General features: G+C 53.6%; 12 protein-coding genes and 1 tRNA gene. 5 read left to right on the forward strand and 8 right to left on the reverse strand.

Annotated features, from left to right (window positions below):
* Positions 1–221: 221 nt before the first annotated feature.
* Together ompA and sulA are read right to left on the reverse strand one after the other, a co-directional pair.
* Positions 222–1,274 carry a porin OmpA gene (gene ompA, locus FJU30_RS07860; protein ID WP_150434427.1) on the reverse strand — a complete coding sequence of 351 codons (1,053 nt, stop codon included), beginning with the start codon at positions 1,272–1,274 and terminating at the stop codon, positions 222–224.
* 360 nt (positions 1,275–1,634) lie between these two features.
* A complete protein-coding gene (gene sulA / locus FJU30_RS07865; RefSeq protein WP_150434666.1) occupies positions 1,635–2,147 on the reverse strand; it encodes an SOS-induced cell division inhibitor SulA in 513 nt (170 codons plus the stop codon).
* A 220-nt stretch (positions 2,148–2,367) separates the two neighbouring features.
* Here sulA and FJU30_RS07870 point away from each other — a divergent pair, with 220 nt between their 5' ends.
* Positions 2,368–2,997, forward strand: a complete 630-nt coding sequence (locus FJU30_RS07870) for a TfoX/Sxy family DNA transformation protein (RefSeq protein WP_150434428.1) — start codon at positions 2,368–2,370, stop codon at positions 2,995–2,997.
* Between the two features lie 50 nt (positions 2,998–3,047).
* On the opposite strand, the gene yccS is transcribed toward FJU30_RS07870, so the two are convergent.
* Together yccS and FJU30_RS07880 are read right to left on the reverse strand one after the other, a co-directional pair.
* Positions 3,048–5,210 (reverse strand): YccS family putative transporter, encoded by a 2,163-nt coding sequence (gene yccS / locus FJU30_RS07875; protein ID WP_150434429.1) that lies wholly within the window; start codon positions 5,208–5,210, stop codon positions 3,048–3,050.
* Positions 5,211–5,232: 22 nt separating this feature from the next.
* Positions 5,233–5,679, reverse strand: a complete 447-nt coding sequence (locus FJU30_RS07880) for a YccF domain-containing protein (protein WP_150434430.1) — start codon at positions 5,677–5,679, stop codon at positions 5,233–5,235.
* Between the two features lie 164 nt (positions 5,680–5,843).
* Here FJU30_RS07880 and helD point away from each other — a divergent pair, with 164 nt between their 5' ends.
* Positions 5,844–7,901: a DNA helicase IV gene (helD, locus tag FJU30_RS07885; protein ID WP_150434431.1), complete on the forward strand. Its 2,058-nt coding sequence runs from the start codon at positions 5,844–5,846 to the stop codon at positions 7,899–7,901.
* A gap of 168 nt (positions 7,902–8,069) precedes the next feature.
* On the opposite strand, the gene FJU30_RS07890 is transcribed toward helD, so the two are convergent.
* Positions 8,070–8,528: a methylglyoxal synthase gene (locus FJU30_RS07890; protein ID WP_150434432.1), complete on the reverse strand. Its 459-nt coding sequence runs from the start codon at positions 8,526–8,528 to the stop codon at positions 8,070–8,072.
* 126 nt (positions 8,529–8,654) lie between these two features.
* Positions 8,655–9,350: a DUF2057 family protein gene (locus FJU30_RS07895; RefSeq protein ID WP_191091546.1), complete on the reverse strand. Its 696-nt coding sequence runs from the start codon at positions 9,348–9,350 to the stop codon at positions 8,655–8,657.
* Between the two features lie 377 nt (positions 9,351–9,727).
* On the opposite strand from FJU30_RS07895, the gene FJU30_RS07900 reads away from it, so the two are divergent.
* Together FJU30_RS07900 and yccX are read left to right on the forward strand one after the other, a co-directional pair.
* Positions 9,728–10,141, forward strand: a complete 414-nt coding sequence (locus FJU30_RS07900; protein ID WP_150434434.1) for a CoA-binding protein — start codon at positions 9,728–9,730, stop codon at positions 10,139–10,141.
* Between the two features lie 29 nt (positions 10,142–10,170).
* Positions 10,171–10,449 carry an acylphosphatase gene (gene yccX, locus FJU30_RS07905; protein ID WP_150434435.1) on the forward strand — a complete coding sequence of 93 codons (279 nt, stop codon included), beginning with the start codon at positions 10,171–10,173 and terminating at the stop codon, positions 10,447–10,449.
* A gap of 165 nt (positions 10,450–10,614) precedes the next feature.
* Here yccX and tusE read toward each other — a convergent pair whose 3' ends face one another.
* Both tusE and yccA read right to left on the reverse strand, forming a co-directional pair.
* Positions 10,615–10,944, reverse strand: a complete 330-nt coding sequence (tusE, locus tag FJU30_RS07910) for a sulfurtransferase TusE (protein ID WP_150434436.1) — start codon at positions 10,942–10,944, stop codon at positions 10,615–10,617.
* Between the two features lie 222 nt (positions 10,945–11,166).
* Positions 11,167–11,826: an FtsH protease modulator YccA gene (gene yccA, locus FJU30_RS07915; protein WP_150434437.1), complete on the reverse strand. Its 660-nt coding sequence runs from the start codon at positions 11,824–11,826 to the stop codon at positions 11,167–11,169.
* A gap of 227 nt (positions 11,827–12,053) precedes the next feature.
* Here yccA and FJU30_RS07920 point away from each other — a divergent pair.
* Positions 12,054–12,141 (forward strand) — tRNA-Ser (locus FJU30_RS07920).
* Positions 12,142–12,251 lie beyond the last annotated feature (110 nt).

Below are 12,251 nucleotides of genomic sequence, written 5' to 3' on the forward strand. Positions count from 1 at the left end.
TCGTCTTTGTTTCTGTCGGCTAATACCGTCGCCATTATCGGCTCTGGCAGAGCTCGTTATTGCTGTAGTGCGTTTTGGCAGACTGCCCGGCATGAGAAAATAATATTTAACATCCGCAGCTGAAAAGCGGCTGCTGCTGTCGATGCAAGGCTTCATTTCTGCTTATTGATTATCTAAGGCAAAAAAAACCTCGCCGGAGCGAGGTTTTTTATCGTTGAAATTTAAGCCTGAGGCTGAGTTACAACGTCTTTAATACCTTTAACTTCGATTTCTACGCGACGATCCGGGGCCAGGCAGTCGATCAGCGCTGCGCGACCTTTAACTGCGTCACAGGTAGAACCGGTAACCGGGTTGGATTTGCCGTGGCCACGTGCAGCAATTTTGTCTGCCGGGATGCCCTTGGCAACCAGGTAGTCAACTACGCTCTGAGCACGTTTTTCAGACAGATTCTGGTTGTACTGTTCGGAACCCAGACGGTCGGTGAAGCCCAGAACAACGACAGAACCGTCTTTCGGATCCAGCGAGCTCAGCTGGGTATACAGCTGATCCAGAGACTGCTGACCTTCCGGTTTCAGCGTGGCTTTGTTGAAGTTGAACAGAACGTCAGACTTCAGCGTGAAACGTTTGGTTTCAACGACCGGAGCCGGAGCCGGGGCCGGAGCCACTACCGGCGCAACGGTTTCATCCTGACCGAAGCGGTAAGAAACGCCAACGCTCAGCATGCCGTTATCAGGACGGCCACCAACGGTAGCGGCGTCACCGATATTGTTCACCCACTGGTATTCCAGACGGGTAGCCCAGTTTTTATCCAGTGCATATTCAACGCCGGCAGCGGCCAGCGGAGATACGCCGGTGTCATTGTTGCTGTGACCAGCATGGTCATTGCTGTCTACACGCCAGAACAGGCCACCCAGACGGGTATATACGTCCAGATCGTCCATTACCGGGTAGCTCAGTTTAGCCGCCAGCTGTACGCCCTGTGCCTTGAATGCGCCACCGCCAAGACCGCCGGTATATTTCATACGGCCCAGCCAGTCGTAACCCATTTCAAAACCTAAGTACGGGTTAGCCTGATAGCCACCGAACGCGCCAGCACCCAGCTGGTTGTCGCGGGCGCCGTCTACATTGTAGCCATTACCATACAGACCGGTATCATGGAACTGAGACCAGCCCAGTTTAGCACCGGCGTACCAGGTGTCATCTTTCGGGGCAGCTTGTGCTACGGTAGCCACGCTTGCCAGTGCCACTGCAATTGCGATAACTGTCTTTTTCATTTTTGCGCCTCATTATCATCCAAATCGGCAATTAACTATTAAAGTTAATAAGCCCTTGGTTAAAATCCTTAGCTGAAGGTTCCGCCCTTATTTATGACTCTGCCAGTCAACTGGCGTTATGCAAGGGCACCTCCAACGAGCTAAAGTCTACAACGAGATTCGAAAGTTACAAGTATGATGTGATAAGCATCTAAAAAAAAATAGCGTTTCGTACATACTTATTAACAAATAATAGGCGAAATTGGCAGATATCTCTAACTTTGTCTCAGTATTAGTTCTCACGCGGGCTGGGCGGATACAGGCCCGTCCGGCATTTGCCTGACTTTGCTTCTTTTCTCATGAGAAAATTCTCATTTTTACTTAATGATACAATATCGGGTGAATTTTTAAGGATGAAAATGGTCTGTCGGGAGAAAAACTTTCATTCTGCGGGCGCATAATAAAACCATAGCTATTACCCGAGCGAGCGGCATGGCGTAATCTTATCTTTTCTTCTTCCGTCAATTCTGCGGGCAGCCAGCCAAGAACCGCGCTGTAATTACCGGTTTGCAATGCTTTTTCCATTGCATCGACGGTGGTGACGGGATTGATGTGGTGCGGCTGAATGACTTTATCCAGCGGCAGCCCTGACTGTAACAGCCAATGACGGCTCAGCTTCTGCTGCGGAGCCAGCCACAGCAGCCAGCGCGGCTGGTTTCCCAACTGTTGCAGCAACGGTAAAAGCAGCTGAGAGACCATGGGCTGGCCTGCGCTGTACACTACTTCACTGATAATTCCGCCGCCGGTTGCCGATGCGGGCTGAGGAGCTTCCACCGTAGAGCCTGTGCGAGACGGCTGACGAAAGTATGACGAATCGAATGATTGAGTACGCATAATGAGATCCACCCATAGTGTCACTGTATGCATATACAGTATATCCTGTGGGCAGGGAGATCAACCTAAATTTTGAAAGCGCTTCGCATAATTTACATGTAATAAGAAGCAACGACATTTTATGTTTGAAGACTTCTCTGGCGTATGGTTAATTACTTGTTCCTGTTACTGTTATTGCAGTCAGTCAAGGAAAGAGCGATCAATACAGAAGGGGAACAGTATGAAACAATTATGCGAAAAAAGGATTCTACAATCTAAGCACTATTTTGCTTCTTTAGGGGATATTACCTCGCGTTCACAGTTTGGCGGCTACAGTATCGCGGCAGACAAGGTTATTTTTGCGCTGGTATCCAGCGGCGAACTCTATCTGCGCGGCAGTAAACCGTGTGAGGGGTATTTCCTGGCCCGCAATATGTCTTCTCTTATCTACACAAAGCGCGGCATTCCGGTGCCGTTGAAATATTACTGCGTCGATCAGAGCCTGTGGGATAACCCCATACAATTACTTGATCTCGCAAGAATATCGTTGGAAAACGCCCGTCGGGATCGCGAAAGTAAGAATCTGCGCGGCAGGCTGAAGGATCTCCCTAATATTAATCATGATATTGAGCGACTGCTATGGAAAGCGGGTATCAGAAATATAGATGAACTACACCAGCATGGCGCCAGGGAGAGTTATTTAAAGCTCAAGGCAATTCGCAAGGACCTGGGGGTTAATATTTTGCTGGCGCTGGCCGGAGCCATCTGCGGCACGCACCTGGCGGCGTTGCCGCCGGGCATTCGTACTGAATTACTGGAGTGGTACGAGACCAATACGCCGGCGCCGCCGTCCCGCGGTTATAAGCGCTGACGCAACGGCCGCAGTCCGGCGTCAGGGCGGCTTACTTAAGCGCCGGCCGGTTAAGCCGCCGCGTCGTCGGCCGGCTCTATCGGCTTAATCATGTCGCTTTTTAATTGATTGAGTTCCGGCAGCAAATCGATCAGCAAACTGATTTGCTGCAGGATCAGTTGATCTTTGCTCTCCGGTTCCGGCGTCAGGTTCTGGATTCGCTCCTGCATGGCGCGCAGCCGATGATTAATCTGCTCGCTGTCGGCATCAGAGTGATGAAGCGCATCATCGACATAGCACACGGCGTCGTTCAGCAACTTCAGTATCTCCTCGTTTTCTATTTTTTCGCGGTGGGCGCCGAGCGTGGAGATATAGCTGAGCAGCGTATGGTTGAGGCACATCAGGCGAAATGCCTTTTCCATCTTGTCCTGAGTGCCGCGCGGTTCCGCCGACATATTCGAGACGACAGAGGCCAGTTCCGCATCTGAATTATGCGCATCGCGCCGGGCGATACGGTAAGTCAGCGCATTATTTTTCCCCTGATGGTACTGCTCCAGAATGGCATCGAGGTAACGGCAGTTGGCGTCCAGCGTTTTGTTGATAATCGCCGGCAGGCCGCGAAAACGCCAGTCGGGCCAGATAAAGCTCACCGCCGCCCATGCAATCGCGCAGCCGACCAGCGTATCCAGCACGCGCGGCGCGGCTACCTCGAACCCTTCGCCCAGCAGATTGAAGCAGAGCAGCACCAGCAGAGTGATAAACATGGTGGCATGAGCATATTGTACATTGCGGAAAGCGAAAAACAGCACGCCGCTGATGACAATCAGCGTCATCTGACCTTCCAGCGACGGAACGAAGTAGAGCACCGGCAGACCGATTAAAACCCCGGCGAGGGTGCCGATGATCCTGAGGGCCAGGCGGCGCCGGGTCGCGTTGTAGTTTGGCTGGCAGACGAACAGACTGGTGAGCAGAATCCAGTAACCGTGATGCATACCGGTTACCTGAATGATCGCGTAACCGAGGCATAGCACTACCGACATGCGGATAGCATGGCGAAACAGCGCCGATTTAGGCGTTAAATGGCGACTGAGACGCAGGCGAATATCGCTCCAGCCATGGAGCTTGTCATCAGCCAGCCGATTTTCCTGAGTATCGCCGTTTGGCCGTTCGAGTGCCTGTTCAGACTCGATCGTCGCCAGTTGGGCATCGATAGCGCGCAGATTATTGAGCAAATAGCGCAGCGCTTTCATTTGCGCCGGATCGACGCTGGAAGACGCGCGCGTCAGCGCGGCGTCAAGGTGGACAAATGCGCGCTCGAACCTGCCGTCGTGCTGGTATTTCTGCCGCAGCAGGATCGACTGCGACAGCTGCTGGCAGGCTCTGGCCTGCATAGTCAGCAGGCGCTGGAAGCGAAACAAAATATCGCTGTAACGCAGCGTTTCCCGCACCCGGGCATACTGGATGTGCGAGGAGCTTGCCCGTTCATGGATATCCTGCGCGACAAAATAGTAATGCAGGGTACGGCGCGTTCCGCGCTGGCCGCGATCGCCGCGCAGCCGGGTCAGCAGCGAGGCTTTTGCCTGGTTGAGCGTCGCGACCAGCACGCCGTTGGCCATCGCCACATCGATCAGCGGCCTGTCGGTATTTTCTTCCAAATCGGGATCGAACAGGCTGGCCTTGGCGTCGAGATAATGCGACAGCTGTGCGTAGCACTGGGCGATACTGTCCTGCAGAGGACGGATAGGGAAAATCAGGTGACCCAGCAGGCGCAGCAGGTTATACCACAGGGCGCCGGTCAGCAGCAGCGCCGGCTGTTGATACCAGTTGTCGTACAGGGAAATGCCCAGCATGGTATAGACCGCGATCAGCAGTGCGCCGAACGCGATCGTGGCGTAGCGCTGCCCCAGCGCGCCGAGCAGAATAAAGCCACAGGTCGAGAACAGCAGACCCGCGGCGAATAGCCAGGGATAGGGGTACAGCAGCTCAATGGAGACGGAGGCGATAAGAAAGCAAAACAGCGTAATAAACAGGTTGCGCAGGCGACCGGTCAGGCGATCGTCCAGATCGGTCAGCGCGGCGGCCACCACGCCGAGCGTCACCGGTATGGTCATCGTCGGCTGATCCAGCCACCAGGGGATCGCGGCCGCCACCGACAGCGCGATAAAAATACGAATATTGTAAAGCCAGCTGCTGTTATAGATATAACGACGAATCCCTGATGAAAAAGCAAGCACAAATCAATCCTCTGACTGCTGATTAACGATAGCGACGGCGGGCATTCGCTTCGCGCGCGGCCTGAGCTTCTTCGACGGACACCACTCTGCGGCCGACCGGCCACAGCGCGATAGCGGCAAGTTTAAAATTGGCAAAGCCAACCGGAATGCCAATAATCGTCAGGCACTGCGCAATGCCGCTGAAGATATGCGCCAGGCACAGCCACCAGCCGAAAAAAATAACCCAGAAGATATTCAGCAGGGTGCCGCCGGCATTCAGCAGTGCGTTTTTCTCGTCGGGATAGAGTTCATCGACGTGAACGGCTTCATTGCCATAGGGAAAAAGCGATAGCCGGGTAATTTCCCAGCAGGAGCGAGTCAGCGGCAGAGTAAAGACCAATACGATGCTGATCAGCGTGGCCAGAAGCCAGGACAACGTGGTGAAAAATCCGCCGAGAACAAAATTAAGAATGTTCAGTACAGTACGCATAAACTCTCTCTGTATAGCCTTTTGAAGAAAACCCTATGATGAAAAAGGATTATTACATCAAACAGGCGGATATTCTAACCCTGTTTTTAAGGCTGGAGCGTCAATGCCGGTAACAGTAAACTACCTCACTTGACTGCAACCGCACACCGTTATGGCGCAAAGATATGGAACTTAAATCAACCGCTCTTGGCCGACATCTGGCGCAGCACCCCTATAACCGGGTCAGATTACTGAACGCCGGGGTGGAAGTCAGCGGGGAAAAGCATCAGTACCTGATTCCTTTTAACCAACTGATTAATATTCAGTGTCGGCGCGGGCTGGTGTGGGGTGAGCTGGAGTTTGAATTGCCCGCCGCCAAAGTGGTGCGTCTGCACGGTACGGAGTGGCAGGAAACCCTGGCGTTTTATCGCTGTCTGCTGCAGTCGTGGCAGGCATGGAGCGAGGAGATGAGTCAGGTCAGCGCCGCCGCTCTGCGGGAACAAGGCGCCGCCATCGATAAGCAGATACTGCAGGACGACTGGTTCCGGCGCGCTGAACTCAGTCAGTTGCAGGACGCGATTCGTCGCACCCTTGCGTCTCTGCCGTTGCCCACTGAGCGGCTGGGCGAGTTTGAACGCTGTCAGGCCGATTATCACCGCTGTCTGCAGTGGCTGGATCAGGGCGAAAAACAACGCGCCCAGCGCAATCAGCGCTGGTCCGACACCATGCTGGAAACGCATCGGGATTTTTTCCAGACGGTGGAGACGTCGCCGCTCAATACGACTCAGTGCCGGGCGGTGGTCAACGGCGAAGACGCGGTGTTAGTGCTGGCGGGCGCGGGCAGCGGCAAAACGTCCGTCCTGGTCGCAAGGGCGGCCTGGCTGCTGCTGCGCCAGGCCGCCTCGCCAGAGCAAATCTTGCTGCTGGCTTTTGGTCGCCAGGCGGCGCAGGAAATGAATCAGCGCATAGTCTCGCGCCTGCATAACGAAGAGATTGAAGCGCGCACTTTTCATTCGCTGGCGCTGCATATTATCCGGCAGAGCAGCAATAAAGCGCCGGCGATCAGCGCGCTTGAAACCAACAGCCAGAGTCGGCGCGCATTGCTGATCCAGCACTGGCGTCAGCAGTGCGGAGAAAAGAAAGCACAGGCGAAAGGATGGCGGCAGTGGCTGACGGAAGAACTGGGCTGGACATTGCCCGAAGGCGAATTCTGGCAGGACGATAAGCTGGCTGAGCGGCTGGCGGGTCGGCTGGAACGCTGGCTGGGTTTAATCCGTATGCACGGCGGCAGTCAGAATGACATGATCGCCGGGGCGCCGGAAGCGCTGCGTCCGCTGTTTCAGCAGCGCATCCGCCTGATGGCGCCGCTGCTGAAAGCCTGGAAAAAAGCGTTAAAAGAAGAGGGCGCGGTGGATTTTTCCGGCCTGATCCATCAGGCGGTTAATTTGCTGGATAAAGGCCGATTTATCAGCCCGTGGAAACATATTCTGGTGGACGAATTTCAGGATATATCACCCCAGCGCGCGCAACTGCTGGCGGCGTTGCGGCGTCAGAACACGCGCACCTGCCTGTTCGCCGTTGGCGATGACTGGCAGGCTATTTATCGCTTTAGCGGAGCGGAACTCTCTCTGACGACGCGTTTTACGCAAAACTTCGGTGACAGCGATCAGTGCGCGCTGGACACTACCTATCGTTTTAACCAGCGTATTGGCGAAGTCGCCAGTCAGTTTGTGCAGCAGAATCCGCATCAGCTCAAAAAGGCGTTGAACAGTCTGACCAGCGGCAGCAAAAAATCCGTCGCTATTCTGCCGCAGGAGCAACTGGAGCCATTGCTGGATAAACTCAGCGGCTATGTTAAAGAGGATGAGCGCATCCTGATTTTGGCGCGCTATCACCATTTGCGCCCGCAGATTTTGCAGAAAGCGCCGACGCGCTGGCCGAAACTGCAGATCGATTTCATGACCATCCACGCCAGTAAAGGGCAGCAGGCCGAATACGTAATTATTCTCGGGCTGCATGAGGGCCATGACGGTTTTCCCGCGCCGGCGCGGGAATCTATTCTGGAACAGGTACTGCTGCCGGAGCCGGAGGATTTCCCTCACGCGGAAGAGCGTCGGCTGTTGTATGTCGCGTTGACCAGAGCTAAATATCAGGTCTGGCTGATGCAGGATAAGGACAAACCGTCAGTTTTTATTGCCGAACTGCAGCAATCAGGCGTCGCTATTCAGCGCAAACCGGGGTAATCCGGCGTCTGCGGCGAAGGTTTGAAACCGGTATGCGGCATCCATAGCGAGGCGCATACCGACCAGGCGGCTATCTTCTTTGGTCAGCGGGGCGGCGCAGGGAATGTGCGAGAATTAACCGGTGAGGCGCCCGGCACGGAGGCCTCACCTGGTAGTCTGTGCGGCGACTTACTGCAGACGGGATCTTAAATATTTCTGATAATCCGGAATAGTAATATCGACCGGTTGATTAAAAAATTCGGAATTTATCAGAAAGTTAGCTGTTGAGCGATTAGTCGCGACCGGAATATTCCATACGGTGGCCAGACGCAGCAACGCCTTGACGTCCGGATCGTGCGGTACAGCGTTGAGCGGATCCCAGAAAAAAATCAATACATCAATCTTTCCTTCCGATATCAACGCGCCAACCTGCTGATCGCCCCCCATCGGACCGCTTAGCATGCTGGTGACCGGCAAACCTGTTTTTAACTGAACCAAATTACCGGTTGTCCCGGTAGCGTAGAGTTCGTGCTGAGCCAGCTGGGCTTTATTGTTTTCAACCCAATTCAGCAGGGAATCTTTGCAGTGATCATGCGCGACCAAAGCAATGTGTTTACGGGCTGCAATGGTGCGAGTGGTCTGCTCCATGGTTACTTCCTTACGTCAAAGTGGTTTGCACAGATTACGAAAACTGCGTTTTAATACCAGCGTTAAAACTGAAAAATGCGGACAGCTATCAGAAATTTAAACGTTTTACTGTAAACCGGCGGAAAATTATCGGGACTGGTGGTCGCGCGCCCAATTCAGGAAGCGTTGCTGCGTTTCCCTGTCGGCTTGCTGGAACCAGTAGTGTAGCAGGCTCTCCGCGTTTTGAGCGTCGGGGATATCGGCAGGCTGCGACGGCAGAGGATCATCCGGCTGATGCGACCAGATATCGGGCAATTTGCTGTGATGGACGGGGTCGCGCGGGTTAACAAAGGCCGCGACGGAGGCCTCTTTGCCCGATGCGTTGTATTTCGCCAGCAATTGCGCCGGATTGCTTTTCTCCGCGGCGTCGGGCTCGATATTTAGCCGATCGTAAGATGCCTGCACCGCTTGTTGTTGCTGGTCGACTAATTGCCAGCGCGGATTTTTATCAAAGCGACGGCGCTCCTGCGCGCTGCCGAGTGCCGGCAGTCGGATGCTGACCGCGGTAAGATTCTGCGTGTTGAACGTAGTGATGAGCGGTTGTGACTGATACAGCCGCGCGGATGTCGTCTGCGGATCGCCAGGACTGACCACCTTAAAAAGAATCTGGTGCTGCCCGTTATCCAGCTCCAGACTATCCGCGCCTTTGAACAGCGAACCGGACAGTTGTCTGCCATCAACAATCATCAGTTCGATTTCGGGGCTTAATTTCAGGGTTGTAGCGACGGCTGGCGTACTGATAGCGGCAACCAAGAATCCCGCGGCGACAAAACCGTGTTTCATGCATCTTCCTAAACAAACGTTAATTCCAGTCATTGTTGAGCAATTGATTTAGTGTGTCAAAGGTTTCAAACTGACACATTTTGTAAAATATGGCGGCGCGGCGTTTTGTAAAAATCCGGTGCGGATGTGACGGCGAAAGCATTCTGCACAACGTGCGGTCCGCGAGGTTTCTCATGATGCGCGTTTGTGGGATACACTGAAGATAAGCATGTGGAAGGGCCGCCGCCGCGCAACGCCCGGCGCTGAATATAAACGCTGACGAGACGTTTATTCGGCGTCCTTGCCCGGCGGTGAGAGGGCGCAGCAACGCAGCCCGCTCAGCAGCATCAGAAGGATAAAGACTGGATATGGGCAGAGATAAGCAGGGTGGTATTCTCATGAAGGACAGTGATATTGCTGCCGTATTGAACACGGTAAAAAACATTGCGCTAGTCGGCGCCAGCGATAATCCATCCCGTCCCAGTTTCGGCGTGATGGAGTATTTGCTGCGGCAAGGCTATCGGGTATTTCCCGTCAGCCCAAAGCTGGCCGGCCAGCTGCTGCTGGGGCAGACTGTATATGCCAGTCTCGATCAGATTCCGCATCCCGTTGACATGGTGGACGTGTTCAGACAGCCCGAAGCGGCCTGGGGCGTCGCGCAGCAAGCGATTGCTATTGGCGCTCGCGTTCTCTGGCTGCAGATCGGCGTGATCAATGAGCAGGCCGCCGTACTGGCCGGCAATGCAGGACTAACCGTGGTGATGGATCGCTGTCCAAAAATTGAAATTCCCCGTCTGGGGCTGGAGCAGTAGTAGTTCCCTGCTTTAAACAGGAGCAAATAATGGCGATATCCGCAGTGGCCGCCTGGGTTTACGGTTTTGTTCAGGGAGTGGGATTTAGGTATAACACGCAGCGCCAGGCGTTAAAACTGGGGTTGAGCGGTTATGCTCGTAATCTTGATGACGGCAGCGTCGAGGTGATCGCCTGCGGCGACGCCGAGGCCGTCGATCAATTAATCGCCTGGATTAAGCAGGGCGGGCCGCGGGGCGCGCACGTCGATAGAGTGCTGACGGAACCGCATGGTAAAACCGATTATGACGGTTTCCAGATCCGCTACTAAGTCGTTTCGCGCATTGATGCTTCACTTTTGACCAGGCTACAATGCGTAACTGATGATAAGTGAATTAAAACAATCATAAAAAACAGCGAGGCGGGCTTTAATTATAGTATCGCTGTCACTCAACCTGCATAGGCCAATGTAGCGCTGTTATGCGAAGCTATTTAGTCAGATACATTTTACCGGTTTAGGCAATCCGGCTATTTTAGTGGCCTGCTTTGCCGGCCCCCTGGGAAACAGGCGATATAAATAGCGGCTATTGCCCTTCTCCTCGCCGTATTTTTTCGCCATCGCTTTTACCAACATGCGAATAGCGGGCGAGGTATTAAACTGCAGATAAAACTCCCGCACAAAGCGCACGACTTCCCAGTGTGCTTCGCTGAGTTGAATTCCTTCCTGTTCGGCCAACACCGGCGCCAGCGCTTCCTGCCAGTCCGCGCTATTTTTCAAATAGCCCTGCGCGTCGGTTTCAATAACCCTGCCTTCGAATTCAAGCATACAACCTCAATAGCAATCAGAAAACGGCGGAGAGTTTAACAAAAATCGCGCGCAGGGAAAAAGAGAAAAGGCCCTGCGTAAGCAGGGCCTGGAGGGCAGGGATAGTTTATCCCCTCATACTTCAGTTATCTGTGCGCTGACCCGTTACCTGACCATCCCGGGGCCACGCCCCTTCAGGCCAGCGTTGATGCTGTGCATATCGGCCCCTCTCCGGGGCGCGCTTTATTCGTTACGCGCGAAACCCAGAATGCTGAGCAGGCTGACGAAGATGTTGTAGAGCGAAACATACAACCCAACCGTGGCGCGAATATAGTTGGTTTCGCCGCCGTGGATGATATTGCTGGTTTCCCACAGAATCGCGCCGGCGGAAAACAGAATAAACAGCGCGCTGATTGCCAGTTGCAGCGCGGGGATTTGCAGGAACAGATTAGCGATTACCGCTACCAGCAGCACGACAAAGCCCGCCATCATCATGCCGGACAGGAAAGACATATCTTTCCGGGTTGTCAGCACATAGGCCGAACAGCAGAAAAAGACCAGCGCGGTGCCGCCCAGCGCCAGCATAATGATGTCGCCCGCGCCGGAGGCGATAAAGGAACTCAGGATCGGTCCCAGCGTGTACCCCATAAAGCCTGTCAGGGCAAAGACCGCTAAAATCCCGGCTGGACGGTTAGCCAGTCTGTAAGTCAGAAACATCAGGCCGTAAAAACCGACCAGCATCAAAATCAGCCCTGGTCCCGGCAGATTGAAAGCGGTGCTGAGGGTTGCCGTCAGTGCGGAAAAACCCAGCGTCAGGGACAACAGGAAATAGGTATTACGCAGCACTTTGTGTGTGCTGAGTAGCGAACCTTCACTTGAGGTAGCAATAAAAGAACGATCCATAACAGTGACTCTCTCTTAATCAGGGGGCCATTATCCAACTAAAGAGAGTAAATAGTTGCCTGCCGTTATTAAAGATGGTTTACCCTTCTTTACTCTGCAATTCGCTATTTTTATGAACATTATGTTGATTTTGCATGCTATTGGCGCGTAACAGGCTATTTTTACGGCAGTTGAACGCAATCATGCTTTACAAGCTACGGTACTCTGTTTATAGTTCGCCCCATTGCGGAGGAGTGGCCGAGTGGTTGAAGGCACCGGTCTTGAAAACCGGCGACTCGAAAGGGTTCTAGAGTTCGAATCTCTACTCCTCCGCCACTTATTCAGTAAAATCAATAAGTTACAAGTGAATTTTGATTTTACTCTGCATAAAGTGCAGCATAAAAGTCCCGTAGAAAGGGGCTTTTTTTGTTTCTGGCTCACCTGTT

This window comes from Affinibrenneria salicis, assembly GCF_008710095.1.